At 68.3% G+C, this 26,627-nt stretch carries 28 protein-coding genes; 12 read left to right on the top strand and 16 right to left on the bottom strand.

The genetic code is table 11. The features are described from left to right. Nucleotides 1-18: 18 nt before the first annotated feature. Together OB895_RS11170 and OB895_RS11165 are read left to right on the top strand one after the other, a co-directional pair. Entirely contained in the window at nucleotides 19-936 is a 918-nt protein-coding gene (locus OB895_RS11170) for a glycine betaine ABC transporter substrate-binding protein (RefSeq protein WP_042541230.1), read from the top strand. A gap of 215 nt (nucleotides 937-1,151) precedes the next feature. Next, entirely contained in the window at nucleotides 1,152-2,627 is a 1,476-nt protein-coding gene (locus OB895_RS11165; RefSeq protein WP_311877670.1) for a lipase maturation factor family protein, read from the top strand. 301 nt (nucleotides 2,628-2,928) lie between these two features. On the opposite strand, the gene OB895_RS11160 is transcribed toward OB895_RS11165, so the two are convergent. Genes OB895_RS11160 through OB895_RS11145 form a run of 4 tightly spaced genes read right to left on the bottom strand, consistent with a single transcriptional unit; the run spans nucleotide 2,929 to nucleotide 5,231 of the window. Beyond that, nucleotides 2,929-3,696, bottom strand: a complete 768-nt coding sequence (locus OB895_RS11160) for an ABC transporter permease (protein ID WP_311877669.1) — start codon at nucleotides 3,694-3,696, stop codon at nucleotides 2,929-2,931. Next, nucleotides 3,693-4,478 (bottom strand): ABC transporter ATP-binding protein, encoded by a 786-nt coding sequence (locus OB895_RS11155; protein ID WP_311877667.1) that lies wholly within the window; start codon nucleotides 4,476-4,478, stop codon nucleotides 3,693-3,695. The genes OB895_RS11160 and OB895_RS11155 overlap by 4 nt, the downstream gene beginning before the upstream one ends. After that, nucleotides 4,475-4,846, bottom strand: coding sequence for a DUF1048 domain-containing protein (locus OB895_RS11150; RefSeq protein WP_042540622.1), 372 nt, complete (start codon nucleotides 4,844-4,846; stop codon nucleotides 4,475-4,477). Before OB895_RS11150 ends, OB895_RS11155 begins: the two co-directional genes overlap by 4 nt. 1 nt (nucleotide 4,847) lies before the next feature. After that, entirely contained in the window at nucleotides 4,848-5,231 is a 384-nt protein-coding gene (locus OB895_RS11145) for a PadR family transcriptional regulator (protein WP_311877666.1), read from the bottom strand. A 180-nt stretch (nucleotides 5,232-5,411) separates the two neighbouring features. On the opposite strand from OB895_RS11145, the gene OB895_RS11140 reads away from it, so the two are divergent. Continuing rightward, entirely contained in the window at nucleotides 5,412-6,368 is a 957-nt protein-coding gene (locus OB895_RS11140; RefSeq protein WP_311877665.1) for an FUSC family protein, read from the top strand. Here the strand turns inward: OB895_RS11140 and OB895_RS11135 are convergent. From OB895_RS11135 to OB895_RS11120, 4 genes are all read right to left on the bottom strand, one after another. After that, nucleotides 6,365-7,693 (bottom strand): threonine/serine exporter family protein, encoded by a 1,329-nt coding sequence (locus OB895_RS11135; protein WP_311877664.1) that lies wholly within the window; start codon nucleotides 7,691-7,693, stop codon nucleotides 6,365-6,367. The two genes, OB895_RS11140 and OB895_RS11135, sit on opposite strands and share 4 nt — an antisense overlap. A 17-nt stretch (nucleotides 7,694-7,710) precedes the next feature. Next, nucleotides 7,711-9,066, bottom strand: coding sequence for an anaerobic C4-dicarboxylate transporter family protein (locus OB895_RS11130; RefSeq protein WP_311877662.1), 1,356 nt, complete (start codon nucleotides 9,064-9,066; stop codon nucleotides 7,711-7,713). Then, the gene (locus tag OB895_RS11125) at nucleotides 9,063-9,791 is read right to left on the bottom strand and encodes a Type 1 glutamine amidotransferase-like domain-containing protein (RefSeq protein ID WP_228385621.1); all 729 of its coding nucleotides are present in this window, start codon (nucleotides 9,789-9,791) and stop codon (nucleotides 9,063-9,065) included. Before OB895_RS11125 ends, OB895_RS11130 begins: the two co-directional genes overlap by 4 nt. 239 nt (nucleotides 9,792-10,030) lie before the next feature. After that, nucleotides 10,031-10,762, bottom strand: a complete 732-nt coding sequence (locus OB895_RS11120; RefSeq protein WP_079113861.1) for an SGNH/GDSL hydrolase family protein — start codon at nucleotides 10,760-10,762, stop codon at nucleotides 10,031-10,033. A 40-nt stretch (nucleotides 10,763-10,802) separates the two neighbouring features. Here OB895_RS11120 and OB895_RS11115 point away from each other — a divergent pair, with 40 nt between their 5' ends. After that, complete coding sequence (locus OB895_RS11115) at nucleotides 10,803-11,330, top strand: cytochrome C5 (protein WP_311877655.1); 528 nt, start codon at nucleotides 10,803-10,805, stop codon at nucleotides 11,328-11,330. 12 nt (nucleotides 11,331-11,342) lie between these two features. Here the strand turns inward: OB895_RS11115 and OB895_RS11110 are convergent, their stop codons facing one another. The 4 genes from OB895_RS11110 to OB895_RS11095 all read right to left on the bottom strand — a co-directional run bounded on the left by OB895_RS11110 (nucleotide 11,343) and on the right by OB895_RS11095 (nucleotide 15,082). Continuing rightward, complete coding sequence (locus tag OB895_RS11110) at nucleotides 11,343-12,344, bottom strand: magnesium and cobalt transport protein CorA (protein ID WP_079111971.1); 1,002 nt, start codon at nucleotides 12,342-12,344, stop codon at nucleotides 11,343-11,345. A gap of 280 nt (nucleotides 12,345-12,624) precedes the next feature. Then, nucleotides 12,625-13,464: an SDR family NAD(P)-dependent oxidoreductase gene (locus tag OB895_RS11105; RefSeq protein ID WP_311877653.1), complete on the bottom strand. Its 840-nt coding sequence runs from the start codon at nucleotides 13,462-13,464 to the stop codon at nucleotides 12,625-12,627. Then, nucleotides 13,461-14,216: a polyamine aminopropyltransferase gene (locus OB895_RS11100; RefSeq protein WP_311877652.1), complete on the bottom strand. Its 756-nt coding sequence runs from the start codon at nucleotides 14,214-14,216 to the stop codon at nucleotides 13,461-13,463. Before OB895_RS11100 ends, OB895_RS11105 begins: the two co-directional genes overlap by 4 nt. Next, on the bottom strand, nucleotides 14,213-15,082 hold the full coding sequence (locus OB895_RS11095) for a hypothetical protein (RefSeq protein ID WP_311877651.1): 870 nt from the start codon (nucleotides 15,080-15,082) through the stop codon (nucleotides 14,213-14,215). Before OB895_RS11095 ends, OB895_RS11100 begins: the two co-directional genes overlap by 4 nt. A 101-nt stretch (nucleotides 15,083-15,183) precedes the next feature. Between OB895_RS11095 and OB895_RS11090 the strand changes: the two genes are divergently transcribed. Both OB895_RS11090 and OB895_RS11085 read left to right on the top strand, forming a co-directional pair. Further along, a complete protein-coding gene (locus OB895_RS11090; RefSeq protein ID WP_042540635.1) occupies nucleotides 15,184-15,756 on the top strand; it encodes an ArsR/SmtB family transcription factor in 573 nt (190 codons plus the stop codon). A 10-nt stretch (nucleotides 15,757-15,766) separates the two neighbouring features. Beyond that, complete coding sequence (locus tag OB895_RS11085) at nucleotides 15,767-17,302, top strand: serine hydrolase domain-containing protein (RefSeq protein WP_311877648.1); 1,536 nt, start codon at nucleotides 15,767-15,769, stop codon at nucleotides 17,300-17,302. A 109-nt stretch (nucleotides 17,303-17,411) separates the two neighbouring features. Here OB895_RS11085 and OB895_RS11080 read toward each other — a convergent pair whose 3' ends face one another. Next, nucleotides 17,412-17,762 carry a TraR/DksA family transcriptional regulator gene (locus tag OB895_RS11080; RefSeq protein ID WP_311877646.1) on the bottom strand — a complete coding sequence of 117 codons (351 nt, stop codon included), beginning with the start codon at nucleotides 17,760-17,762 and terminating at the stop codon, nucleotides 17,412-17,414. Nucleotides 17,763-17,931: 169 nt separating this feature from the next. On the opposite strand from OB895_RS11080, the gene phnD reads away from it, so the two are divergent. From phnD to OB895_RS11055, 5 genes are all read left to right on the top strand, one after another. After that, nucleotides 17,932-18,834, top strand: a complete 903-nt coding sequence (gene phnD / locus OB895_RS11075) for a phosphate/phosphite/phosphonate ABC transporter substrate-binding protein (protein ID WP_311877644.1) — start codon at nucleotides 17,932-17,934, stop codon at nucleotides 18,832-18,834. Nucleotides 18,835-18,974: 140 nt separating this feature from the next. Continuing rightward, nucleotides 18,975-19,727 carry a phosphonate ABC transporter ATP-binding protein gene (gene phnC, locus OB895_RS11070; protein ID WP_311877642.1) on the top strand — a complete coding sequence of 251 codons (753 nt, stop codon included), beginning with the start codon at nucleotides 18,975-18,977 and terminating at the stop codon, nucleotides 19,725-19,727. Then, on the top strand, nucleotides 19,711-20,604 hold the full coding sequence (gene phnE / locus OB895_RS11065) for a phosphonate ABC transporter, permease protein PhnE (RefSeq protein WP_311877640.1): 894 nt from the start codon (nucleotides 19,711-19,713) through the stop codon (nucleotides 20,602-20,604). Before phnC ends, phnE begins: the two co-directional genes overlap by 17 nt. After that, nucleotides 20,601-21,365, top strand: a complete 765-nt coding sequence (locus OB895_RS11060) for a tyrosine-protein phosphatase (protein ID WP_079111979.1) — start codon at nucleotides 20,601-20,603, stop codon at nucleotides 21,363-21,365. The genes phnE and OB895_RS11060 overlap by 4 nt, the downstream gene beginning before the upstream one ends. An 8-nt stretch (nucleotides 21,366-21,373) precedes the next feature. Next, complete coding sequence (locus OB895_RS11055) at nucleotides 21,374-22,000, top strand: TetR/AcrR family transcriptional regulator (protein ID WP_311877637.1); 627 nt, start codon at nucleotides 21,374-21,376, stop codon at nucleotides 21,998-22,000. A gap of 64 nt (nucleotides 22,001-22,064) precedes the next feature. Here OB895_RS11055 and OB895_RS11050 read toward each other — a convergent pair whose 3' ends face one another. Then, entirely contained in the window at nucleotides 22,065-22,388 is a 324-nt protein-coding gene (locus tag OB895_RS11050; RefSeq protein WP_311877636.1) for a cupin domain-containing protein, read from the bottom strand. 96 nt (nucleotides 22,389-22,484) lie between these two features. Beyond that, nucleotides 22,485-25,025 carry an MMPL family transporter gene (locus tag OB895_RS11045; protein WP_311877634.1) on the bottom strand — a complete coding sequence of 847 codons (2,541 nt, stop codon included), beginning with the start codon at nucleotides 25,023-25,025 and terminating at the stop codon, nucleotides 22,485-22,487. A 72-nt stretch (nucleotides 25,026-25,097) separates the two neighbouring features. On the opposite strand from OB895_RS11045, the gene OB895_RS11040 reads away from it, so the two are divergent. Continuing rightward, nucleotides 25,098-25,667: a TetR/AcrR family transcriptional regulator gene (locus OB895_RS11040; protein ID WP_231567518.1), complete on the top strand. Its 570-nt coding sequence runs from the start codon at nucleotides 25,098-25,100 to the stop codon at nucleotides 25,665-25,667. 9 nt (nucleotides 25,668-25,676) lie between these two features. Here the strand turns inward: OB895_RS11040 and OB895_RS11035 are convergent, their stop codons facing one another. Then, entirely contained in the window at nucleotides 25,677-26,384 is a 708-nt protein-coding gene (locus tag OB895_RS11035; RefSeq protein ID WP_311877629.1) for a DUF2786 domain-containing protein, read from the bottom strand. Between the last annotated feature and the right edge of the window lie 243 nt (nucleotides 26,385-26,627).

Raw genomic sequence — 26,627 nt, 5'->3', positions numbered from 1 at the left:
GGAACGAGAGAGATACACATGAAGAAGAAGATCCTGACGATCGCGGCCATCGGCGCCGCAGCGACCCTCACCCTCGCCGGCTGCAGCGGCGACGGCATGGGCGGAACCGGCGGCGACACCGGCGGCAGCGAGTCCGGCTCGGGCGACAAGGGCACGATCACCCTGGGCTTCCTGCCCTCGTGGACCGACGGCCTGAGCACCGCGTACCTGCTGCAGGACCAGCTCGAGAAGATCGGCTACACGGTCGAGATGAAGACGCTGACCGAGGCCGGCCCCCTGTATACGGGTCTCGCGCAGGGTGACGTCGACATCTACCCGTCGGCCTGGCCCGAGCTCACGCACGCCGAGTACATGAACACCTACGGCGATGACATCGAGGATCTCGGTGCGTACTACGAGAACGCCAAGCTGACGCTCGCGGTTCCCGAGTACTCCGACCTGAACTCGATCGAGGATCTCGCCGGCAAGGGCGCAGAGCTCGACGGCAAGATCTTCGGCATCGAGCCCGGGGCCGGCCTCACGGCGCAGACCCAGAAGATGATGCCCGAGTACGGTCTCGACAGCGAGTACGAGCTCGTCACCTCGTCGACCGCGGCGATGCTCACCGAGCTGAAGTCTGCGACCGACAAGCAGGAGGACATCGTCGTGACGCTGTGGCGTCCGTTCTGGGCCAACGACGCCTTCCCCGTGAAGGACCTCGAAGACCCCAAGGGCGCCATGGGCGAGGCCGAGGCCCTGCACTTCCTCGGTACGAAGGGCTTCGCCGAGGAGTACCCCGAGGCCGCTGAGCTGATCGAGCAGATCAAGCTCGACGACGCGCAGTACGGCTCGCTCGAAGACCTCGTCGTCAACGAGTACGGCGAGGGCAAGGAAGCGGATGCCGTCGACGCATGGCTCGAAGAGCACGGCGACGACTTCGACTGGGTCGTCAGCTGACCTGACCCGCCTGTCGACCGTCGACATCCCGCCGGTCGTCGAGCGAAGACGACGGAGTCGACTGAGACGAAACGTGGCGAGCCGATAGCGCATCGGTACCGCGTTTCGTCTCGCTCGGCTTCGCCGGGGTCGCTCGACGGCCGCCGGGGCGGGTGGCGGTGCCGGCTGTCCGCAACCCCCTCCTGCGCTGTGCGGTCGGGGCGTAGCCTGTGGCCGTGGACGGGTTCGCGGCGGTCGACTTCGGTTTCGCCCGTGAGGTCCTTCAGCGGGGCATCGCGGCGCTGTACCTCGTCGCGTTCGTCTCGACTCTGAACCAGTTCCGGGCGCTTCTCGGCGACAACGGGCTGCTGCCGGCGCCGGTGCTGCTCGACTGGATCGGCGAGGAGCGAGAGCGGCGGCGGATGCTGCATCCGACCCTCTTCGTCCGCATCCGGTACTCCGATCGACGACTCGCACTGCTGTGCGGGGCAGGGATCGTCGTGTCGGCGCTGCTCGTCATCGGCGTTCCGCAGTGGGGTCCGCCGTGGGTGCCGATGCTGTGCTTCCTCGGGCTGTGGCTCGGATACATGTCGGTGGTCAGCATCGGGCAGACCTTCTACTCGTTCGGCTGGGAGATGCTGCTGCTCGAGGCGGGGTTCCTGGCCGCGTTCCTCGGGTCGAACGACCAGCCGGCGCCGACCGTCGTGATCGTGCTGTTCTGGTGGCTGCTGTTCCGGGTCGAGTTCGGCGCTGGCATGATCAAGATCCGCGGTGGGCAGGAGTGGCGAGACCTCACCGCGCTGACCTATCACCACGAGACGCAGCCGATGCCGGGGCCGCTCAGCCGTCAGGCGCACCTGCTGCCCCGGTGGTTCCATCGCGGCGAGGTCGTCGGCAACCACTTCGCGCAGCTCGTGGTGCCCTTCTTCGTGTTCGCGCCGCTGCTGTCGGTGTGGGTTCCCGGACCGGTGCCGCAGATCGTCGGGGCCGTGGCCGCCGTGATCGTGATCGCGACGCAGGTGTGGCTCGTCGCGACGGGCAACTTCGCCTGGCTGAACTGGGTGACCATCGTCATCGCATTCTCGGCGATCGGGATGCCGGGGGTGGGCGCTCCGGTCGCCGAGCGAGCGGACCCGGACGAGTCGCTGTGGCCCGGCATCCCCCTGTACTGGTTCGTGATCACCACGGCCGTCGGGACCCTCGTCGTGGCCCTGAGCTGGCGGGCCCTGCGCAACCTGTTCGCGCGTCGCCAGCTGATGAACGCGAGCTTCAACAGGTGGCAGATCGGCAACGCCTACGGCGCCTTCGGCACCGTGACCAAGGAGCGCATCGAGATCGTCGTCGAGGGGTCGGTCGATGACGATGGACTGCTGTGGCGCGAATACGAGTTCAAGGGCAAGCCGGGCGACGTGCGCCGCATCCCTCGCCAGTTCGCGCCGTACCATCTGCGGCTCGACTGGTTGATGTGGTTCCTGCCGCTCGGGCGCTCACTCGACGACTGGTTCACGGTGTTCCTGCTGCGACTCCTCGAAGCGGATGCTCCGACCCTCGCGCTGCTGCGCATCGACCCGTTCGACGGCGAGCCGCCTCGGTGGGTGCGAGCGGTGTCGTATCGCTACCGCTTCGCCACCCGAGCCGAACGGCGCGCCGACGGTGTGGTCTGGGTGCGCACGCGCCAGCGGATCGTGCTCGGCCCCCTCGGGTTGCGGTAGGGCGGGTGGCAGCCTCTGCTCTGTTCGGCATCCGTGCCTGCCCTCGCCCCTCCCTCGCCCTCGCCCCTCCCTCGCCCTCGCCCCCCTCGCCCCCACCTCCCCCTCGCTCTCACCTCTCCGGGAGGAGGACTGCTCTTCGGGAGGAGGTTTCGCGCTGATCCGTCCTCCCGAAGGGCAGATCTCCTCCCCGAAGGGCGTCACATGGCCAGGGCCGAGCGCCACGAACTCCGACGCCGAGCGCGGCGAAACGCCCCGGCCGGGCGCGGGGCCCGGACGGAGCGTTCCGTCTCACTGCAGACGTTCAACTGACCTTCTTGCGGTACGCGATGATCGCGAACACGTAGGCGACGATCAGGATGCCGACGCACCAGGCGAGGGCGACCCAGATGTCGGTGCCGACCGGCTTCTCGGCGAACAGCGCCTGGATGGTGTCGACGATCGAGGTGACCGGCTGATTCTCGGCGAACCACTGCACCGGACCCGGCATGGTCTCGGTCGGCACGAACGCAGAGCTGATGAACGGCAGGAAGATCAGCGGATACGAGAAGGCGCTCGCCCCGTCGACCGTCTTGGCGCTCAGGCCGGCGATGATGGCCAGCCAGGTGAGGGCGAGGGTGAAGAGGAACAGGATGCCGATGACGGCGAGCCACGCGAGCGGACCGGCTCCGGTGCGGAACCCCATCAGGAATCCGACGCCGAAGATGATCGCGAGCGTGATGCCGTTGGCGGTGAGCGAGGTGAGGACGTGCGCCCAGAGCACGCTCGATCGCGCGATCGGCATGGAGTGGAACCGCTCGAAGATGCCGCTCTGCAGATCGTTGAAGAGCCGGAAGGCCGTGTAGGCGATGCCGGACGCGATGGCGATGAGCAGGATGCCGGGGAGCAGGTAGTTCACGTAGTTCTCGGCGCCGGTGCTCTCGCGGAGCGCGCCTCCGAAGACGTACACGAACAGCAGCATCAGAGCGATCGGTGTGACCGCCGTGGTGATGATGGTGTCTGGACTGCGGAAGATGTGCCGCATCGAGCGGCCGGTGAGCGTCGCGGTGTCTGAGACGAAGTGCGTGCTCATGCTGCGTTCTCCTTTCCGGTTGCGGAGCCCGACTTCGGGCCGACCAGGGTGAGGAAGATCTCCCCGAGGGTGGGCTGCTTCTCGACGTACTCGACCTTGGCCGCCGGCAGCAGACGCTTGAGGTCTGCCAGGGTGCCGTTGGCGATGATCCGACCCTCGTGGAGGATCGCGATGCGGTCGGCCAGATGCTCGGCCTCGTCGAGGTACTGAGTCGTGAGCAGCACCGTGGTGCCGGTGTTCGCGAGCTCTGTGATGACGTCCCACACCTCGATGCGGGACTCGGGGTCGAGCCCGGTCGTCGGCTCATCGAGGTAGATGACCTCGGGGTGGCCGACCAGGCTCATGGCGATGTCGAGGCGACGGCGCATGCCGCCCGAGTAGGTGCCGACCTTGCGAGCTCCGGCATCCGTCAGGCGGAACGTCGTGAGCAGATCGTCTGCCACCTTCGCGGCGTCGGGCAGGTGCCGCAGCTTCGCGACGAGCATGAGGTTCTCTCGTCCGGTCAGGATCTCGTCGACCGCGGCGAACTGGCCGGTGAGGCTGATCCTCTGCCGCACGGCGAGCGGGTCGGCGGTGACATCGACTCCCTGCACCACGGCCGTGCCGGCATCCGGCTTCAGCAGCGTCGAGAGGATGCGCACCACGGTGGTCTTGCCTGCGCCGTTCGAGCCGAGCAGGGCGAAGATCGATCCCTTCTCGACCTCGAAGTCGACGCCGCGCAGGACGTGAAGGTCCTTGTAGGACTTCTCGAGGCTGCGAACGGCGATGGCGGGGCTGGTCATGATCGGGTCTCCTTCTTCTTCGCGTCGTCGACGGCCGCGGTCAGGCGGGCGCGTTCCTTGTCGATCCAGTGGGTTCCGCCGTACGCCTCGGCGTAGGTCTCGGCGAAGGCGACGGGGTCGTCGCCGACGATGTCGTCGATCGGGGTGCCGTCGATGGCGGCGCGCTCCCACAGGTCGGCGAGATCGAGGAAGATCTGCACGAGGATGTCGCCGTCGGTGATGCCGCCGTAGTACATCGTGTAGCGGTGCTGGGCGTTGGCGACCGTGCGGTAGGGCTCGGGGAGGGCGTCGATGCGCTTCTTCGCATCGCGGTACTGCTTCTTCTGCTCGAGCGATCCGGTGAGCGCTTCGATCCATTTGGCGGCCATGTCAGTTCTCCTTGTTGGTCGTGTCGGTGTTCGTGTCGGTGTGTGTGTCTTCGGTGTTCGCAACTGCGGTGCGCAGGCTGTCGATGCGCTGCGTGAGGAAGCTCCAGGTCTTCCAGAACTCCTCGAGTTCCTGCGTGCCCGCCGGGTTGAGGGAGTACACCTTGCGGGGCGGCCCCTTCTCGCTCGGCACCTTCTCGACGTCGACGAGCTTCTTCTGCTCGACGCGCACGAGCAGGGCGTAGATCGTGCCCTCGGCGATGTCGGTGAATCCGTGGTCACGCACGCGGGTGGTGATCTCGTATCCGTATGCCGGCTGTTCGGCGAGGAGGGCCAGAACGATGCCCTCCAAGGTGCCCTTGAGCATCTCGGTCATCTGCTTGCCCATGAAGGCCTCCTCTCGTTGGTCGGTACTCAGTGTTGCTGGGTACCACTACAAAGTAACACTGAGTACCGGTACTTAGCAACACCGAATACTGATCTTTCTCGTGTGGCTCCCGGTGGGCGCGTGCGCATCACGCCGCGCGTGGTTCTGTACTTCCGGGGCGGGAGACTCCAGAGTGAGCACATGGCGGCACTGGCCTGGTCGTGGAGGAACGCCCTGCATGGGGCGGTGATCGGTCTGCCAGCGGGCATCGCGACGCTGAGCGACCCGCAGATCGGCTTGGCGCTCGCAGTCGGCGTGCTCCCCGCGGCGGGGCTCGGAGTGTCGAGCACTCGCAGGCAGCGGGCGATGAGCCTCGTCGTCGGCGGCATCGCGGCGATCTCGGTTCTGCTCGGGTCGGCGGTGACGCGCACCCCCGCGCTGGCGGTGCTCGTGGTGTTCGCGCTGTGCGTGGTCGTCGCCGTGCTGGCCGCCGATCGTTCACGGCACCTCGCGACACCGGTGCTCGTGCTCGGGGTGCCGCTGCTCGGCGTCGGGCTCTCGTTCCCGTCGGTTGCGACCGGGCTCGCCGGTGCGGGGCTCATCCTCGCGGGGTCGCTCTACGCGTTCCTCGTGTCGCTGGTCTGGCCGGACTCGTCATCCGGCCCGCGCCCCTCGCCACCCCCGACGACGCGCTCGGCCATGCTCGTCTACGGCATCCAGATCGGTCTCGCGGGGGCGATCGGTGCCGCGATCGGCTTCGCGCTGGGCGTCGACCACCCCGGATGGGCGTGCACCGCGGCGCTCATGGTGAGTCGGCCGAATCACGCGATGCTGATCACACGCGGATGGGGCAGGCCCGTGGCGGTCGTCGTCGGAGCTCTGCTCGCGATCGCCGTCGCGGCCCTGCATCCGCTCCCCGCGTTCTCGGCGATACTCCTCGTCGTGATCCTGACACTCGGCACCGGCACGGCAGGCAGTCGGTGGTACGTCTTCCCGCTGTTCTCGACATTCATCGTGCTGTCGATGCTGCTGCTCGAAGACAGCGGCACACCCGCCCACTGGTTCGTGGAACGCGTCGGAATGACACTCGTCGGCGTGGCACTCGCGCTCGCCGCGGCGGCGATCGTGCCGCGGGTTGCCCGGCGGGTGCGTCGCTAGGGCGCGTCGGCCCTTCTCCGCCGCCACGGCAGCAGTCGCTCCCACAGGCGCGGCTGCACGGCATCCGTCACCGCCGTCGGCACCGCGACCGCGAACTGCACGATCTCCTCCGCGCCATGGTGCACGACGCGGTAGAGCGCGGTGCCGATCAGAACGCCGAGCGCGATCGACATGACCGAGACGAGCGCCTCCATGAAGTCGGCGAGTCCGCCGTCGGTGGCGACGGCCTCGGTGAGCCCGACCAGCCCCGCAGCCCCCGGAACCAGCAGCCAGAACGCCGGCAGGAAGGTGATCTGCACCGGTGTGCCGTGCCGCAGTGAACCGATCCAGAACACCACGACGGCCATCGCGACGGCGCCGACGAAGCCGCCCACGAGGGGGCCCAGCAACGCCGCCCCCACACACTGTCCGGCATAGGCGACGATGAGCGCGAGCAGCACCCAGCCGAACGTCGAGGCGGGTGCGGAGAAATGCAGGTAGTTGCCGAGCGCGAAGACCAGGATGCCGATCAACGCGACCCACCACGGCAGCGAGGACGCCACTTCGAGCGGCTCGTAGGTGCGGGACTCGACACCCACGACGGTGCCGGCCGCGAGGATGCCGAAGGCGAGCAGCGCCAGCTGCACGAAGCCGTAGACCAGGCGGGAGGCGCCGGAGATCATCTGCCCCGACGCGAGCTCCACGGTCGCCGTGGTGAGCACGCCCCCGGGAAGGAACGTGACCAACGGCGCGATGAGCAGGCGGATCGGATCGCCGATCTCGATGACCTCGGCGAGCAGGAACACCGCGGCCGCGCAGACGAACGCCGCCGCGATCGGCATGATCAGCTGCAGAGTGGGAGAGCGCACGAGCTTGAGCAGACCGATGCCCGCCCCCAGGGCGAACGCGACGATCGCTCCCTGCCAGGTCGGAGCGAGCAGCAGGGCGAGGCCGGTCGTCAGAACGGCGTGCCCGAACGTGCGGGTGACCCAGCCCAGGCGAGGTCGCATGGCTCCGATCTCGTTCAGGCGACGGATGCCGTCGAGGGGCGACACCGACGCCGTGCGCGCCTGCGCTATCAGCTCGTACAGAGCGGCGATCTGGTCGAACCGGAACGACGCGTTGGTCGCCGAGCGGATCGCGACGCGAGAATCCTCGTCGTCACCCGTCTCGACGATGATGATCGTCGGGAGCACGACGAAGTCCGTGTCGTCGGCGCCGTAGGCCTCTGCGACCGTCGTCACCGTGTCGCGGATGCGGTCGACCGACTCGGCTGACGCGTTCATGCCCTGCGCGAGTCCCAGGAGGAACTGGCGCAGGGCCGAGCGATCGAGGTCCACCGGCATCTCAGGGGACCCTCACGTCACGAGAACAGGAAGGAGAGCACCACACCCACGACGATCGCGACGCCGACGTAGACGAGGTTCGGCAGCTGGAACGAGTGGTCGAAGACGAACTTGCCCATCTTCGTCGTGCCGGTCTGGTCGAACGCCACGGTCGCGACCTGGCTGCCGTTGGCCGGCAGCGTGTAGATGCCCATGGTCGACGGCCAGAGCCCCACCAGCAGCGGCGCGGGCAGCCCGATCGTGATGCCGATCGGGACGATCGCGTTGGTCGCACTGGATTGGCTCGTGGTCAGCATCGCGACGGCGAACAGGGCGAGCGCGAAGAGCAGCGCGCCGAGGAACGCCGACGATCCCGAGACCACCGAGCCGAGGCCATCGACGATGAGCGTCTGGTTCGCCGCGACGAACGTGTTGGCGAGCCAGGCGATGCCGAACAGGGCGATCGCACCGACGATACCGGCGGGGAACGTCGGCTGCTTCGGCACGTCTGCGGCCTTGACCTTGCAGAACACGAAGATGAGAGCCGCGATGATGCCCATCACCACCTCGATGATGACGGTCACGCTCAGACGAACGGGGTCGCCGGCGTCATCCGTGCCGATCACCGGGCGCAGCCCCTCGAAGAGCCCGAACAGCACGATGACGCCGACGCCGATCAGGAACAGCGCGGCCGACAGCACCGCGGTGCGCGGCAGCTTCGTGTCGTGCGCGTCCACCACCGGTGGCTTGATCTGGTGACTCTCGAGACGGCGCTGGAATTCGGGGTCGTCCTCGAGGTCTTTGCCGTGCCGCATCATCACGAGTGCGGCGACGAAGAGACCGGCGATCGACGCCGGCCACATGATCAGCAGTAGTCCACCGAGGTCGACGCCCTGGGGCGCCAGCAGCACGACCATCGAGGCCGTCGCGGCGGAGACGGGGGAGCAGAGGATGCCGACCTGCGAGGCCACGGCCGAGACCGACAGCGCGCGCTCCGGTCGGATCTTCTGCTGGTACGACACGTCGTAGATCACCGGGAGCAACGGGTAGAAGATGTTCCCGGTGCCCGCTCCGACCGTGAAGAGGAACGACATCGCCGGTGCGAGGAAGACGACCGACTTGGGTTTGCGCCTGATCACCTTGGCGGCGACCGAGACCATCCAGTCGATGCCTCCGGCGGCCTGCATGGTGGATGCGGCGGTGATCACCGTGATGACGATGAAGACCGCATCCACCGGTGCGTTGCCCGGGGCCTCTCCGAAGACGAAGATGAGCACGGCCACACCGACGAGACCCCACACTCCCAGACCGATCCCGCTGGTGCGGGTGCCCATGTAGATCGCGAGGATGACGACGATCAGTTGGGCGATGAGGATCCACACGTTGTCGTTCATGTCGACGGCCCCTTCGTGATGGGGCCAGAGCCGGTGAGGATCTCGGTGGCCAGCTCTGTCTCGACGATCTTGCCGTCGATGGCTTCGACGCGCAGGGCGAGCGCGTTCTCGACCGGGCTGATCGCCGTCACGAACTCGGAGTTCTCGAAGTGCAGTGACTGCAGGTTGCCGACCGCGTATCCCGTGGCGAGCTCGCCGCTCAGCAGCGATGCGTGGAACAGCGGGCGGCGCTGATCCTCGGCGTCGTAGTGCGGGCAGAAGCTGCCGTGCAGGAATCCGAGCCCTTCGGGGAGCACCTGCAGCGTGGGTCCGTAGCTGTCGGTCGTGCCGCCCTCGAACCAGCAGATGCCGCCGGCGCTGCCTCCGGTGAAGACGACGTTCGAGTCGGGGTCCTCCCACATCTCGCGCATGATCTCGTCGAGGCCCTGCCGCTTCCACACGTCGAGCATGTTCGCCGTGTTGCCGCCGCCGACGTGGATGACGTCGAATCCCTTCACGAAGCCCGCGAGGTCGTCGACCGAGCGGTGGAAGAGCGGCAGGTGATGCGGCGCGCAGCGGTCGGAGTCATACGTCGAGTAGAAACTCACGATGTAGGCCGCGTCGTCGCCGGTCGCGGTGCCGACGAACAGCACGCGCGGTCTCTTCTTTCGAGTGAGCCCGAGGATGTAGTCGTGCGTCGGATCGTTCCGGCGCTCCATCATCGCCTTGCCTGCACCTGTTGCCACTACATGAGACACAGCGTCCCCCCCTTCATCGCTCCCCCGCGGTACGACTTCGGATGCGCTTCAAGATACTGGTATACGAATCGATGCACCAGTGCATCTTGCGGGTCGAGTCGCGAGGGGCGGGCGAGAGGTGGGTGGTCGAAAAAGCACCGCTGTCAGGGCTGGGGGATGCGTTTTCGACCACCCACCGAGTGCCGGATGCGCGTGTGACCACCCACCACGGGGTGGGCGGAGTCGGCTCAGGCGTTGAGGCGCGCCATCGCGACCTGCGCCTCGAGCAGCGGCAGGGTGCGGTCGCGGTCGTGCGGCGGGCAGATGTCGAGCGCGTTCGCGAGCTCGAGCGCCAGTGCGGCATGACCCGCGGCGTTCGGGTGGAACGGGTCGCCCATCAGCCCCCACGGCACACCGCCGTTGCCGAGCTCGGTGAAACGGGCGTGCTGGTCGACGAGGATCACGTCCTCCGATGCGGCGACCTCGCGCACGGCATCCGCGAACTCGATGATCCGCTCGCGCCCGGGTGCGTTCGCCACGTCGATCGACGGCGGGGTCTGCAGCACCGGAACAGCGCCGGACGCGCGCACTCGCGAGACGAACTCGCGCAGCGAGGCGGCGAACGCGGCGGGCTCGACGGTGACCTGACCGGGGCCGGTCGCCATGTCGTTCGTGCCGATCATGAGGGTGACGATGTCCGGCTGCCAGGACGCGACGCGGCGATCCCAGTCGTCCAGGATGTCGGTGATTCGGTGCCCGCTGATCGCGGTGTTGATGACGGCGTCACGGGTGCGCGCGAGTTCGCCGCGGATCAGCTCGTGCAGATGCTCGGCATAGCTGCGACCGCCCTGCGTGTGGACGAGTCCGTGGGTGATCGAGTCGCCGGTGATGACCCAGTTCAGCGGATCGGGGCCGACGAGCGACGCCGCGATGCGGCTGAGGTCGGATGCGGCGGAGGCGGGGGCGTCTGCATTCGGCACGCACACGAGCCTAGCGGCGGCGACGTGGAAGACTGGTCTCATGGCCTCGTCACTGCTCGACCACCTTCTCGCCCGCATCGTCGACAGCGGCCTTCTCGATGATCCGGTCGCCGAGAACGGTCTCGTCTACGGCCGCGCGACCATCGATGCCGCCGGCGCGGTGGTGACGGTCAACGTCGATCCCGAGCTGGAGGACGACGAGGAGACACTCGACGACGACGCGCTGCTCGAGGCGATCACGCGCATCCTGTCGGTGTCCGAGACGCGGTGGCGTGCGGTGATCGACGAGGTCGCCGACGACATCGACGAGGCTGTCGACGACGAGCCGGTGCTCGAGCAGATCGACCTGCGCGACGATCTCGAGGCCACCTCCGTGGTGGTGTTCGCCGACGCGGTGCTGATCGCCTTCGACGCGCCGAAGCAGTTCCCCGACTCGCGGATCCTCGTGCAGCTCGACGACGACCTCGAGGTCGCCAACATCGAGGTGCGCGATCGCACCGAGGTCGAGACCGTCGAGGTCGACGACATCGACGATCTGCTCGACAGGCTCAGCGGCGACGACCGCTGAGCCCGCCCGGCCTCACAACCACTTCTTGTACTTGAACACCCCGTAGAGGGCGACCGCGAAGGCGGCCATCGCTCCGATCGCCATCGGGTATCCGTGTGCCCAGTGCAGCTCGGGCATGACCTCGAAGTTCATGCCGTAGACCGTGCCGACGAGCGTGGGCGCGAAGATGATCGCCGCCCACGAGGAGATCTTCTTGATCTCGTCGTTCTGGGCCAGCCCCGCCTCGGTCTGCCGTCGTGCGACGAGAGCGGAATGCACCGTGAGGGCGTTCTCGAGGATCGCCCGGAACGAGTCGACGCGCTCGTTGACGCGGATGACGTGGTCGAGCACATCGCGCAGCGACCGCTGCAGCTCCTCGTCGATGCGGTACTTCTCCGAGCCGCGGCGGAGCCACTCCAGCATCCCGGCGAGCGGGTGCACCGCACGCTGGAAGTTGATGACCTCGCGCGAGAGCTCGTAGATGCGCCGGGACAGCGCGTCGTCGTCGCTGTCGCCGAAGAGCTGGTCCTCGATCTCGTCGATGTCGTTGAGCAGCCCGGTGACGATCGGCTCGTAGCCGTCGACGACCTCGTCGAGGATCGCGTAGAACACCGCCTCCGGTCCCATCGCGAGCAGCTCGGGGTGCGCCTCCATGCGGCGGCGGACGGCCGCGAGGTCGGGCGACTCCGCGTGCCGGATCGTCACCACGAAGTCGGGGCCGACGAACAGGTGCAGCTCGCCGAACTCGATCGACTCCTGCTCGTCGCGGTAGCGAGCGGGGCGCAGCACGGCGAAGAGCGTGTCGCCGTAGCGCTCGACCTTCGATCGCTGGTGGCCCGAGAGCGCGTCTTCGACGGCGAGCGGATGCAGGTCGAATTCGCGCGCGACCGAGGCGACCTCGAGGGGGCTCGGTCGATACAGGCCGATCCACGCGATGCCGCCGTGGGCGTCGAGCGACCGGTAGGTCTCGTCGAGGTTCTTCGGGGTCTCCACGCGGCGTCCGTGCACGTACACGCCGTTGTCGATGAGGGCCATGGCTGGCTCCGTTCTCGCAGGCGCACGCCGGATCAGAGAGGGCGTGCGCAGAATTCGTCAGGGGGCGGAAGACGCCGCCGACGGCTGCGAAGCAGGACGTGCAGGTGCGGAGCCGAAGCTCAACGCACGGATGCCGTCAGACGCGACGCAACGGGGGCGGCGTCGCAACTATCACCGGACATCGCCATCACCGCCTCTCGCGCTCTGAACGGGTCACGTGACCCGACTCGCCAGCATACTCCTGCATCCTGGACGCGATCTCCGGGCGGAGCGGAGGCGTTCAGGCGCTGATGCCGACGAGTTCGGCGCTCTTCTGCCACAGCGCCTCGGCGAGTGCGGCATCCTCGATGCGCGGATTCACGCGACGCGTCAGCACCCGCTCGTCGTAGTACTCGCCCGAGATCCAGGTCTCGTCGGGTGTTCCCTCGATGAACCAGCTCAGCGTGCTGCCGCCCTTCTCGCTGCTGATCAGCAGCAGACGCTTGAGCGGGGTGCGGTAGACGAACCGCATGAGCGTGTTCGAGTCCGAGGCGAAGTTCGTCTGCACGGTGCCGGGGTGAAAGGCGACCGAGCTCAGGCCCTCGCCGTGGAACTTGGTGTGCAGACTCTTCGTGAACAGCACGTTGGCGAGCTTCGCGTCGCCATAGGCCCTGTTCGCGCTGAAGTTCTTGCGATTGTCGAGGTCGTCGATGTCCAGCCGCGCGAACAGGCGGTGCGCGACGCTCGACGTGTTGATGATCGACGCGCGGCCGGCGCGCAGCTGGGGCAGCAGCAGGTTCGTCAGCAGGAACGGCGCCAGGTGGTTCACCTGCAGGGTCTTCTCGAAGCCGTCGATCGTCGGGGTCTGATCGCCGAAGATGCCACCGGCGTTGTTCGCGAGCACGTCTATCCCGCCGTCGCCCACGGTGCCGGCGATCTTCGTCGCGAGCTCGCGCACGTCGTCGAGTCTGGCGAAGTCGGCGGTGAACCACTCGGCACCGGTATCGGCGGCCACCGCCCGCGTCTTCTCGACAGAGCGGCCGACGAGGACGAGTCGGTGACCGGATGCGGTGAGCTGGCGCGCTGCGGCTGCGCCGATGCCGTCGGATGCTCCGGTGAGCACGACCGTCTTCGGGGTCACGAGGCCACCTTCTGCGCATGCCCGGCGGTCGCATCCGCATCCGCCGTGCGGCGGCTGCGCGCGACATAGACGGTGTTCGAGGAGGTGCCGCCCGTGACGGCGTTCGCGAAGTCGACCACGTGGGCGACCGCATCATCGAACACGGCGTGCATCAGGCCCATGAAGTCCTCGTCGGGTGGATCGTCCGACCACAGGGCGAAGACGCCGGCGGCGGCGAGGTGCCGGTCGAGTGCGCGCAGGCCGTCCGCCGTGTAGAGGTCGGCGTGCGTGGGGTCGAGTCGGTGGCGCGGCGAGTGGTCGACGTCCAGCAGTATCGCGGAGTATCCGGGGTGGTCTCCACGGGGTGCTGCCCGGACCAGGGCGAAGAAGTCGTCTTCGACCAGACTGGTGCGCGGGTCGTCGACGAGCTCTGCCGACACGGGCAGCAGGCGGCGCTGGTGCCAGCTGATCACGGCGCCGAGCCGATCGACCACGGTGAGCGAAGCCACGCGCTCGTCTCGCAGTGCGGCGACCGCGGTGTATCCGAGCCCGAGCCCTCCGACGAGGACCGAGAGACCGTCGCCGCCGACAGCGGCCAGACCCAGGTTCGAGAGCTCCTCCTCGGCCACCGTGAACAGGCTCGACATGAGGTATTCGTCGCCGAGCCTGACCTCGTAGATCTCCTGGCCGACTGCAGGCTCGGTGCGTCGGCGCAGCGTCAGCTCGCCGATCGGGGTCTTCTGCCAGTCGAGCTCTTCGAATCGGGTGATCACTGCGGGGTCTCCCGGTCGTCGTTCGCGCTCGGCTGCGCGGGCTCGGTTGTTCTGGTTCGGGGCGGGGGTGTCTTCGTCGCGGAGGGCAGGACGATCCTGTCGGGCTCTGGAGCAGGCGAGGCGGCGGCCGTCGCGTGCTCGGGCAGCTCACGGGCCACCTGCTTCTCGAGCACCTGCACGGCCTCGTCGCTCAGCAGGATCAGCCCTTCCAGTTCGTCGCGCACGCGGCGGTAGGCGACGTTGCGTTCGGCCTGCGTGGCGGATTCGTCGACCGCGACCTTGAGCAGCTGCTGCGCACGGTCCAGACGCTTGCGCTCGGGGTCGGTGAAGGTCGAGTCGCGCAGCCTGCGGGCATCCTTCTCGGCGATCTCGAATGCCACGGCATACGCGCCCACCGCGTCGAGGTACTCCGAGACCTGCCGCTCGGTCACGGTCGAGTCGGCAGACGGCGGGCGCAACGCATCCGCCGTCTTCTTGGCCCGCAGGAAGGCGGCGACCAGCGGCTGGCGACCGTCGCTCATGGCGGGGAAGGCGATGAGCTTCGCGACGTCGAGCTCGTAGTCGAGCCAGCGGGCGGTGATCTCGTCGTGCTCGGAGAAGAGACGCTCGAGCAGGGTGTTCGGTGTGACCGATGCCGTGGTGTCGACGACGGCCGGGCCGATGCGCTTCGCACGGCCGTTGCGCGCCTCGAGTTGGGCGGTCTTGATCTCGGCCTTGAGGCGCAGAGTCTCGATGCGTCGTTCGTGGCGGCGCTTCGCGCTGCGCTCCCACGCCTTCGCGGCACCTCCGGCCATGCCGAGGATCGGGAAGGCGAGCCACCAGTAGTTGCCCGCAAAGATCCAGAAGCCCCGGATGAACTCGTCCATGATGTCCTCAGCCTACTTCTCGGGCTTCGCGGCGTCGCCCGCGGTTCCGCCTTCTCGCCCATCTGTTTTCCGTAATTACGAACTTTTGATAGGTTCGAATCATGGAACCCGACGACCGGAGCACGATCGAGCGCCGACTGGCCGACCTCGAGCACGAGGTCGCACGGCTGTCCGCACTCGCTGCTCACGTCCCCGCACCCGCTGATCGTGCGGAATCGGGTGCGGAAGCGGGTGCGGAACCGCAGGCGGCGGATGCTGTGCCCGAGCCGACCGGCGCCGACGATCCGCTCTGGTTCGTGAACGAGCTCGGACGCCGTGCGCCCGGCGCGGTGATGATGGCCGGTGCGGTCGAGACGCAGGCGGGGCCGGTGCGCTGGCAGTACGGCCTGCACGCCGAAGGGCTGCTCGCGCACGACTGGAGCGATCTCGCCCGTCCGCTCGAAGCCCTGGGGCACCCGGCGCGCATCGAGCTCGTGCGCCAGGTGATGCGCGGAGCGCACACGACGGCCGAGCTGCTGCAGCTCGAGCACCTCGCCTCGTCGGGCCAGCTCTACCACCACCTGCGGCAGCTCGTCACTGCGGGGTGGCTCGTCTCTCCGCGCCGCGGGTACTACGAGGTGCCGGCCGCCCGCGTGGTGCCCCTTCTCGTCCTGACCATGATCGCTTCGAGCTGAGGAGCCCACCGTGACCACCCCCTCGATCCCGTCCCCAGACCTGCAGGACCGCCAGAGCGCAGCGGATGCCCCGCGCCGCCGCCCCACGCGAGCGATCCTCGCCGTGATCGGCGTCGCTGCGGTCGTCGGCGTCGCACTCGGTGCGGCGATCGGTCCGCAGCAGCAGACGGTCAGCGCGTCGACCGCAGGCGATGAGGCGCTCGCCGACCGCATCCGCTCGCTTCCCGGCAGTCTCGACAGCTTCCGGGCGCTCTCGGTCGCTGAGATCGGCCCGGACGGAGCGGTCTTCGCCGGGCTCGGCGACGCCGACCCGTCACACACTGGAGCCCCGACCGCCGACACGGTGTTCGAGCTCGGATCCATCACCAAGACCTTCACCGGCGCACTCTTCGCCGACGCGATCGAGCGCGGAGAGGTCAGCGCCGACGATCAGCTCGCCGAACATCTTCCCGACCTCGAGGGCACGGCCGCAGGCGAGGTGACCCTCGCGTCGCTGTCGCAGCACTCGTCGGGGCTGCCCGGACTCGGCGCCACGGCGGAGGCGGAGGCACTGAGCGGCGTCCTCCTCAACGAGAACCCCTACGCGACCACGACGACCGAGCAGCTGATCGCCGACGCCGCAGTCGCCCCGGTCGACCCCGATCAGGGGTCGGTCTATTCGAACTTCGCCGTCTCTCTGCTCGGAACGGCGCTGGTCGAGGCAGCGGATGCCGACGACTACGCGGCCCTGCTGAGGGAGCGCATCACGGAACCGCTCGGCATGGACGACACGGTCGTCACGGCGACGGCCGACGAGGTGCCGGCTGATGCCGTGCCCGGATTCCTGATCAACGGCGTCCCCGCTCCTCGGTGGTGGGGAGAGGGCTACCTGCCCGCCGGCGCGTCGACGTTCACCACCGCGGCAGACCTCGCGCTGTGGGCGCAGGCCAACCTCGACGGCACCGCCCCAGGCTCAGCAGCCCTCGACCCGACCGCGCCCATGGGAGAGGGGGCTGAGATCGGATGGGGATGGATCACGTCGGCATCGTTCGACGGCGACGGCCTGCAGACCTGGCACAACGGCGGAACCGGGGGATTCCGCACCATGCTCACCCTCAATCGGGAGGCCGGCACCGCCTTCCTCGCGCTGTCGAACACCGTGACCCCGGCCGACTACATCGCCATGTCGTATGTGTCGGGCGCGCCGATTCCCGCGGTCGACAGCGCATCCGTCGGCATCGCGTGGGGCATCTTCGGGCTCGCACTGCTGTTGAGCCTGGTCGCCCTGATCCGCGCGTTCCGCGGGAAGGCGCTGCTGCCGTCGATCGGCGACCTGATCTGGGCGGCCTTCGGCCTCCTGCTGCTCTGGCACAGCGGACCGTGGTTCTCCGTCGGCGGCTGGCTGTGGGGCATCGCCTTCGCGCCGGCGCTCGCCGCGATCGGCATCCTCGTCCTCCGTGGGTCGCGGGCTCGCCTGCCCTTCCTCCCTCGCCGGCGGGCGTGGTGCTGGTGGGCGGTCGCCGTGCTCGGAGCGGTGCTCACCGTGGGCGTCACGTTCCTCTGGTGACCCGGTGACCTGGTGACCTGGTGCGGGGCGTCGCGGCGCGCTCAGTCGTCGAGCGACGACGGCTGAGCCGCCCGAGATGACACGTCGTCGGGTCGGCGAGAGCTCCGGCTCAGAGGCCGAGCTTCTCGGCACAGGCGACGCAGTGCGTCGCGAACGGGCGGACCTCGAGACGAGCCTGCGGAATCGGGCGGCCGCAGTTCGCGCAGATGCCGTAGGTGCCGGCATCCCACCGAGCGATCGCATCGTCGACCTGCGCGAGTTCGGATGCCGCCGCCTCGGCGAGCCCCGTCAGCCGTGACCACTCCGACGAGAGCGTGACGCCCTCGGGGTCGTGCTCGTCGTCGTCGTTCGACCCCTCCCGGTCGTGCATCAGCTCGGCGAGGGTGGCCCCGGTCGCTGCGACCCGCTCTGCCGCCTGGGCGCGCAGCTCTTCGAGGCGAGCACGGACATCAGGGGTCATCCGCACACTCTAGGCCCGGTCACCGACATCCGTGCCCGTGACCACCGACACCAGCCGTTCACTCAGCGTTCCGTTTCGAGTACAGCGGTCTCGTAATTCCCTGTCACCTTCGCGAGTTGGAATACTCCTGTTCTCGGAATTCGGGAACGCCTCCTCCCGAAAGGTCATCATGCGCCGCCTCACCCTGCCCGCCGTCGGCCTCCTCGGCCTCGCCGCCCTCGCCCTGACCGGCTGCCAGAGCCCGACCGCCGAAGCGGCTCCCGCCGACCCGAACGCTCCCATCACGATCGCGACGCTTCCCGTCGGCGACGACCCCACCGCCGAGAACCCGATCGAGGTCTTCGCCGAACTCCTCGAAGAGTCCACCGGCCGCGATGTCGAGATCACCGATGTGCCCGATTACCTGAGCGTGGTCGAGGCGATCCGCGCCGACCACGTCGACATCGGCATCATGAGCGGTTTCCCCTCGGCGCTCGCCGTCAACACGGGCGAGGTCGATGCACTCGTCGCCTTCCAGGGAGACGGCAAGCCCGTCTCGACCTGCGTCGTGCTGAACGATTCGCCGATCGAGACCGTCGAGGACCTCGAGGGCAAGACGGTCGCCTTCGCCGACCAGGCGTCGAGCTCGGGCTACTTCATGCCGGTGTACATGCTGCACGAAGCAGGGCTCGAACAGGGAACCGACTACGAGGCGATCTTCGCGGGCGGCCACGAGGGCAGTTTCGCGGCGCTGCAGCAGGGGCAGGTCGATGCCGCGTGCACCGCTGTCATGCTCACCGAGCTGGGCGCCCCGATGTTCCCCTTCGCCGACGGCGAGTGGCGCGCGGTGGGCGAGAGCCCGGCCATGGACATCCAGGGCGCGGTGCTCGGCCGTCAGTCGCTCGACGACGAGACGCGCAAGCTCATCCAGGACGGCATCGCCGAGGTCTTCTCGCCCGAGAACGCCGAAGCTCTCGGAGCCTACGGTGCCTTCGCCGCGGCCGAGCAGACGGTCGACCCCGACGGCTCGTCGTTCGCCTCGTTCGCCGAGATCGCCGAGGTCGCGGGCGTCGAGCTCAAGGACCTGAAATGACGAGTGCGAGCGTTTCGTCTCGCTCCGCTCGCTCAACGAGCAAAGAAGTCCTGGTCGTTGAGCGAGGAGCGGAGCGACGAGACGAAACGTCCGCCCCCGGCCGCACGCCCACGGCCGAAGTCCGACAGGCGCTCCCGCTCGTGTCGGTGCGCGACCTGAGCGTCGCGTATGACGCCACCACGGTGCTCGACGGCGTGGACCTCGACCTGTTCCCCGGTGAGATGGTCGCGCTGCTCGGCGCCTCGGGTTCGGGCAAATCGACCCTCATGCGCAGCCTCACCGGGTTCGCCCCGATCTCTGCGGGGTCGGTCAGGGTCGCCGGCCATGACGTCACCAACCTCGCGCGCGGCGAGCTGCGCACGCTGCGTTCGGATGTCGGCCAGGTGTTCCAGCAGTTCAACCTGATCCCGCGGCTCAGCGTCATGACGAACGTGCTCACCGGAGCGCTGCACGGCGCCGGCGCGATCAATCTGGTGGGCGGCTTCTCGACCGCGCATCGCCGCCGCGCGCTCGAACTGCTCGACCGCGTCGGCATCGCTCACAAGGCCACTGCCCCTGCGCGGTCGCTCTCGGGCGGCCAGCAGCAGCGCGTGGCGATCGCCAGGGCGCTCATGCAGCAGCCCAAGGTGATCCTCGCTGACGAGCCGGTCGCATCGCTCGACCCCAAGCTCGCCGATTCGGTGCTCGAACTGCTGCGCGAGATCGCCACCGAAGACGGCATCCCGGTGCTCGTCAGCCTGCATGTGCTGCCGCTCGCGCTCGCGCACAGCGACCGCATCATCGGACTGCGGCACGGACGGATGCTGGTCGCGGGCGCCACATCGCAGCTGGATGCCGCGGCACTCGCGCCGCTCTACGACGACGAGGAGCACGACGATGACGCTCACCACTGATCCCCGTTCGACGGATGGCCCGGCGGGCCGCTCGACGGATGCCCCAGGCGGCAAGGCCGACCGGCCGTCCACTCGCCCGACCCTGGGTGCCGGGGAGCGCTCGCGCCTGGAGCGCGCGTTCCGCATCCCGCGGGCTCGCTTCCTGATCGGCCTGCCGATCGCCGCGCTGCTGCTGATCTGGTCGTTCAACGGCGCCGAGTTCAACTTCATCAAGCTGGGTGACGGCGCCGTCAACATGGGCGAGTTCCTTTCCCGGCTGTTCCCGCCGGACTTCTCGAAGATCGGCACCATCCTCGCGCTGCTGCTCGAGACGTTCCAGATGGCTGTCGTCGGCACGGTGCTCGGCGCCGTGCTGTCGCTGCTCGCCGCGTTCGGCGCATCGTCGAACATCGCGCCGAAGTGGGTCTACTACCCGACGAGATGGGTGATGAACATCATCCGCTCGGTGCCCGATCTCGTGTTCGCGCTCATGTTCGTCTCGGCCGTCGGACTCGGCCCGTTCGCCGGCATCCTGGCCATGACCCTCGGATCGATCGGATCGATCGGCAAGATCTTCGCCGAGGCCATGGAGCAGGTCGACCGCGGACCGGTCGTCGCGATGGAGGCCGTCGGCGCCTCGAAGCGGCAGGTCATCCAATACGGCATCCTGCCGCAGTCCGCACCCCTGCTGACCTCGTACACGCTGCTGCTGTTCGAAGGCAACGTGCGCGGCGCGACCATCCTGGGTCTCGTCGGCGCCGGTGGCATCGGCCTCGAGCTGACCACCGCGATGCGCATGTACGACTACGGACACCTCAGCGCCATCATCATCTGCATCATCGTGCTCGTCACGGCGATCGACCAGGGCAGCGCCCTCATCCGAAGGAGAATCACATGACCATCGCCGACATCGACCTGGTGCTCAGCGCCCCCGTCAACCTGCGCGATCTCGGCGGCATTCCGATCGACGGCGGCGTGCTGCGCGAGGGCCTCGCCATTCGCACCGACGACCTCGCCTACGTCACGACCGACGTCGCCGCACAGCTCGTCGCCGCGGGGCTCACCGCGATCATCGACCTGCGCTCGCCGCTGGAGGTCTCGGTCACCGGTCGCGGCCCTCTCGCCGAGTACCCCGTGGCCTACCACCACCTGCCGTTGATCGCGGATGTCGGAGAGTCGATGAACCGGGATGCCCCCGAGCTCACCCACGACGCGATGGGGCGGATGTACCTGCGCATGGTCGAGGTCGCCGCACCGCAGCTGGTCACGGCGCTGAACGTCATCGCGCACACACCGGGAACCGCGGCGTTCCACTGCGCGGCGGGGCGCGATCGCACCGGTGTGGTCGCGGCGATGCTGCTGCTCGCTCTCGGTGCGGCGGATGACGACATCGTCGCCGACTATGCCCTCACCGGCGGCAACATGGTCGCGATCATGCAGCGCACTGCTCCGGTGATGGGCGCGATGTGGAAGGCGCTCGGGTTCGACGCGGGTGCCGCCGGGGCCAGCGCGGCGCTGCTCGAAGGCTCGATGGAGGTGTCGATGCGCACCCTGCTCGACACGCTCCGCGAGCAGCACGGCGATGCTCTCGCACCGCTGCGAGCGGCAGGGCTGTCGGACGCGACGATCACGCGTCTTCGCGAGCGGGCGCTGGTGTGATCACGGCTGTGGCACAGGATGCTGTCGGGGCTGCGGTTCGCCGCCGCCCCGGCCGTCCGCGTGATGAGGACATCGACGGGCAGATCGTCGCCGCGACGCTCGAGATCATCGACGCGGGGGAGGAGGTGACCGTCAGCCGCGTGGTCGCGCGGAGCGGGGTGAGTCGGGCGGCGCTGTACCGCCGATGGCCGTCGCTCACGACCTTGATCGCGGCCGCGCTCGACGTCGGGCGCATGGTGCCGCTGGAGTATCCGGACGACGTCGACCTTCGCGATGCGCTGTTCGACGGGCTCGGGCTCGGCGAGAGCGGAGTGGCTCTGTCGGTCGCAGCATCCGGGTATGCGGAGGAGCGATTCCGTCAGCGCATCCGGCTCGTGATGTCGGACCGTGCGCTGCAGAAGGCGTACTGGCAGTCGCATGTGTCGCGAAGGCGGGTGCCGCTGCTGAACGCGCTGCGCGCAGGGGTCGCGCGCGGTGAGCTGCGCCCGGATCTCGACGTCGACGCGTGCTTCGATGCGATCGCCGGCACCGCGTACTACCAGATCGTCGTGCGCGGCGACCGGATGGACGACCCTGCAGTCGCCGCCCGTCTGAGGGCTGCCGTCGAGGTGATCTGGCGCGGGATGGTGGTCTGACCCGATGTGCGGGTCGCCGAGTTCATCCGGCTGGAGATCGCACGCCTGGTGACGAGAAGAGTGACTACTCCAGCCACTCCGTGATGAACCGATCGCTCGAATGGATGTGGGTGGCCTCGTACGTGCCGCCGTCGAGCACCTCGAAACGGTGGCTGACGAGCGCCGGGACGACGAGCACCTGTCCTCCGGATCCGACGACCTTCTCGTCGCCCACGGTGAAGAGCGCGCGGCCTCGGTGGATCACGAAGGTCTCGACGTACGGATGCCGGTGAAGTCGCGGCCCGCTGCCGAGGGTCGAGGTGAACTCGCGGATGATGCTGACGGGTGAGCCGATCAGGTGGCCCTCGATGTTCGCGTCGAGGGCCACGTCGACGGGTGCGATGGCCATGGTGCCTCCTTGCTGGCCGAGGCTACCCACGCTCGAGCGTCCGCGGAAGAGGCGGCGTGCTGTTGCCGCCTCATCCGGGTTCCGGGGTGCGTGACGTCAGCGCGCTTCTGCGTCGTCTGCGGGCGCGACGACCTGAACCGTGTCGGTCCGCACACCGGGGTGGTCGCGCTCGAGCGCTGCACCTTCCATGTCGACGTTGGGGAGGATGCGGTCGAGCCACCGCGGCAGCCACCAGGCCGAACGGCCGAGCAGGTGCATGAGGGCTGGCATGAGCAGCATCCGCACGACGAAGGCGTCGAGCAGCACACCGAAGGCGAGGCCGAAGCCGATCGAGCGGATGATCGTCGACTCCGAGAAGATGAACCCGCCGAAGACCGAGACCATGATGAGGGCCGCGGCGACGACGACCGAGCGCCCGGCTCGGAAGCCCTGGGCCACCGCATCCCGGGCTGAGGCGCCGTGCACATACGCCTCGCGCATGCCCGAGGCGAGGAACAGCTGGTAGTCCATCGCGAGCCCGAACAGGATGCCGACGAGGATCACCGGCAGGAAGCTCAGGATCGGACCGGTGCTGTGCAGACCGATGATCTCGGCGCCCCAGCCCCACTGGAACACGGCGACGATCAGGCCGTAGGTCGCGAAGAGCGAGAGCACGAAGCCTCCGGTCGCGATGATGGGCACGAGCAGCGAGCGGAACACGACGATCATGATGAGCAGCGAGAGCCCGACGACGACCACGAGGTAGAGCGGCAGCACGCCGGCCAGCGCCTCGGAGATGTCGATGTTGGTGGCCGCCTGGCCGGCGACTCCGAGAGTGATGCCGCCGTCGAGCTGCGGCAGTGCGCGGATGTCCTGCACGAGCTTCTCTGTGGAGGCGCTGTTCGGGCCCTCTGCGGGGAGCACCTGGAACGCGAGCAGCGTGTTGTCGTCGGACGTCGCGATCGGGGCGACGCCGACGACGTCGTCCTGGTCGGAGAGAGTCTGGGCGATCTCGACCTGCGTGGCGAGCAGGTCGTCGTCGCTGACCGCGTCGTCGAGAGTGGCGGTGACGAGCAGCGGACCGTTCGCCCCCTCGCCGAACTGCTCGTCGACGATGTGGAACGCGCGGTAGCTGGTCGAGTCGGAGGGCTCGCTCGCGCCGTCGGGCAGGCCGAGGCGCATCGACATCGACGGGATCGCGACGATCAGCAGCGCGATGACGCTGACGAGCACGGTGACGATCGCACGCAGCGTCGACATCTGCTTCACGGGCTTGCCCGCGGCATGCGGCTGCCCGATTGTGGCGCGGGCCCTGCCGCTGAGCAGGCGAGTGCCGACGAGTCCGAGGATCGCGGGGGCGAGCGTGATCGCGACGAGCACGGCGACCGCGACGCAGACTGCGCCGACCGTGCCCATGAGGCCGAGGAACGGCACGCCCGTCACGTTGAGGGCAAGCAGAGCGACGATGACCGTGGTGCCGGCGAACACGACGGCGGTGCCCGAGGTGCCGGTGGCGAGGCCGATGGACTCCCTCACCGGCACGCCGTTCAGCAGCTGCTTGCGGTGCCGGTTCACGATGAAGAGCGAGTAGTCGATGCCGACCGCGAGGCCCAGCATCACACCCAGCACCGGGGTGACGGATGCCATGTCGACGACGCCCGAGAAGGCGAGGGATGCGGTCACGCCGACGCCCACGCCGACGACTGCGGTGACGATCGGCAGGGCCGCGCCGATGAGTGTGCCGAGCATCACGATCAGCACGACCGCAGCGAACGCGAGGCCGATCGCCTCTCCGACGCCGAAGATCTCGGGGACCCCCTGCGCGATGTCGGTGCCGAAGTTCACCTCGACGCCATCGATGGGGGAGGAGTCGAAGTGCTCGATCGTGCCCTGTTTGACCTCTTCGGAGAGTTCGAGGCGGGGGTCTTCGAACGAGACGTTGACGATCGCGGTCGAGCCGTCTTCGGATACGACGCCGATGCCGTTCGTGAGATCGAGGAGCGTGGATCCGAGGTCGACCTTCTCGGCGTTGGCGTCGAGCTCGTCGCGCGACTCGTCGATCGTCTTCTGCTGGGCGTCGAGCTCGGTGAGCTGGCCATTGAGGGCGGCGATCTGAGCATCCAACGCCGCGAGCTGCTCGGCGGGAGCACCGCCCGCCTCGGCCTGTGATCGAGCGGTGGTGAGCTGTTCGAGACCCGCATCGAGCTGGGTGCGTCCGTCATCGAGCTGGGTCTGACCGGCATCCAGCTGGGCGCGGCCGCCGTCGATCTGGTCCTTGCCGTCAGCGAGGTCCTGCGCCTGCACGGCCTGCTGCTGCTGAGCGTCGAACGGATCGATCACGGATGCGACGCCGTCGAGATCCTCGGCGCTCGACGCGAGGTCCGAGATCTCCTGCTTCTGCTGTTCGGTGAAGGCCGATCCGTCGGTCGTCTGGTAGACCACGGTTCCCGTGCCGCCGGCGGTGTCGGGCAGCTTCTCGGCGAGCTGGTCGGTCACGGCACCCGAGGCCGTGCCGGGGATGTCGAAGCTGTTGCTCAGTGTGCCCCCGAGCGTGAGGAACGCGCCGACACCCAGGCCGAGGATGACGACCCACGAGACGATCACCGTCCACGCCTTGCGTGCAGCGAACGAACCCAGGCGGTACAGCAGTGCAGCCACAACGATCTCCTTCAGACGGATAGATCATACGGGGCGTCTCGTCTAGTGTTCTGTGGTTATCCTGAACGTGTGGTGAACGAGCATCGAAGCGGACCCGTGCGCAGTACTGCTGCCCGTGAAGCGATCCTCGACGCGACCTCTCGTCTGTTCCACAACCAGGGGTACGACCGGCTCACGATCGAAGGCATCGCGAAAGAGGCCGGCGTCGGCAAACAGACCATCTATCGCTGGTGGCCGTCACGCGGAGCCCTCATCGGCGAATGCCTCGCGGAAGGTCGGCTCATCCCCGTCGACTTCGTCGTTCCCGACACCGGAGACCTCGCCGCCGATGTCGAGACCTGGCTGCGCAGCGTGCTGTCGATCCTCGAGGCGCCCGAGGGAGGCGCTCTTCTGCGCTCGCTCGTCGCCGCGGCGACGGAGGACGCCGGAGTCGGAGCGCACCTCGGCGACAGCCTCGGGGTCGAGAAGTACCTCACCGAACGCCTCCGAGGTGGCATCCGCGACGGGCAGCTCGCTGAGGAGGCGCCTGTCGAGCAGCTCGGACGAGCGATCCTCGGCGCGATCATCGTCGAATCGCTGGGGCGCGAGCACCACGACCCTGATTCGATCGTGCGGCTGACCCGCTTCTTCTTCTCGCGGTAGTCGTCCGGCTCACCGAGCCACCGCTGTCCGGCCACCTGTCTGCGCGTCCAGACCCGATCGATGCCCGTACGCGAACGACGTCGCATCCGCTCCTCGCCTCGGCCGGGCGGCCTTCGTCGCCATCTCGTCGACTGCTTCGTCGACCCGGCTCCGACGGGAGACGAGCACGAGCTCTGTGCCGTCGCCGCTCTCCTCGACTGCGACGCGTCGGCTCTCTGTGATGCGGTTCATGACCCCCACGGCGAATCCGCGGAGGAAGCCGCTGCGTGCCCGCCGTCGGTCGCCCTCGCGGTGCTCGGCATACAGGTCACGATGCTCGAGCCACCAGCTGCGCATCGCGACCATCGCCTGCACCTCGAGGCTCGCGGTCAGCGTCTGCGCCTGCCGCGCGTCGGACGCATGACCGACCAGATAGAGGGCGGCGACCGGCGGGAACTCTCCGACGAGAGGCCGCACGGTCTCGAGCGCTCTGGCGACTCCGATCCCGATCTCGCGGAGGTCTTTCGCGTAGACGCCGCGGAACAGCATCCGCTCGGTCACGATCTGCTCCTTCACCTGCCCCAGCAGCCCCCGTCGTTCGTCGATCTGCGCCTGCTCGATCCCGTACTTCACGATCAGGCGCTCGGCGTGCTCGGTCAGAGCCTCGGCCTCCTCGGGCGTCGTGCTCTCGGCCTTCGCCAGCAGCTTGGCGATCAGGTCGAGTTTGGCTTCGGTCATGGCATCCCCCTTGGATCTGTGATGCCTCGAATCCTTCGCGGGGGCGCCTACATTCGGATGCTCGTTCTCGGGTTCCGTTGACATCCCCGGACGAGCGGGTGCCGGTGTAGAAGAGGACGCGGGCGATTGCCCGGGCACAGATTCGGACTGCAGGCAGCGACATGCGGTCGAGGTGACCCGGTCACCCGAGTGTCGACCGTCGAGTCCGAAGTCATGCCCCGCAGGAGGGCGGCAGGCAGGACG

The sequence above is a fragment of the Microbacterium forte genome, assembly GCF_031885415.1.
Classification (GTDB): domain Bacteria; phylum Actinomycetota; class Actinomycetes; order Actinomycetales; family Microbacteriaceae; genus Microbacterium; species Microbacterium forte.
Note: the sequence above shows the minus strand (reverse complement) of the source record. Positions and strands in the feature narration are given on the sequence as shown.